The 661-nt window shown below is 49.6% G+C and carries 1 protein-coding gene; it reads right to left on the reverse strand.

The window, feature by feature from the left end; translation table 11 throughout:
- Window positions 1-270 precede the first annotated feature (270 nt).
- The coding region (locus tag J5224_RS33315; protein ID WP_264629172.1) for a methyl-accepting chemotaxis protein at window positions 271-661 on the reverse strand (391 nt) is incomplete at its 5' end.

Genomic DNA, 661 nt, shown 5'->3' on the forward strand with positions numbered 1-661 from the left:
TATTAGGAATATTTAAGGAAAAATAAACGGCTAAAAAGAGGTAAGTGTGCAGATAAGGGGAATAATACTGACTGATAGGTTACCGATTTATTTTCTTTTTGTTTTGTGATTTTGTTATTGATGTAATCAAATACTCCTTTAATTTGACTTAAGAAAAAAGAATGACGCTTTCGCGCAAGGGGGATTCAGTATCACGTTGGCGGTATTTTTTCTCTGGTATGTCGCGGTGAGCGATGCCGCCGATGAGGGCGACATCGCAGCGTGGTGCGGTTATTTATATCCCAGCGCTATGGGGGTTGCTGAGGTACGTGGTGACGCGCGGTACTGGAATGCGCCACCCTCTACCTGAAAGGCGCTCATCAGTTCGACCAGATGGCGCGCCTGATCGTTCAGGCTCTCCGCCGCCCCGCTGGATTCCTCCACCAACGCCGCGTTTTGTTGCGTGACCTGATCCAGTTGGGTGATAGCATCATTGATCTGGTGGATGCCAGAACCCTGCTCCCGGGTGGTGACACCAATCTCATCAATCATATCGGCCACATGGCGCGACTGACGTACTAATTCATCGATGGTTGCTCCGGCATCGGTGACCAGCTTCGAGCCGGTTTCTACGCGGCTAACGCTGTCTTGAATCAGGGTTTTGATCTCTTTGGCCGCTGAT

Source organism: Candidatus Symbiopectobacterium sp. NZEC135 (genome assembly GCF_025962695.1).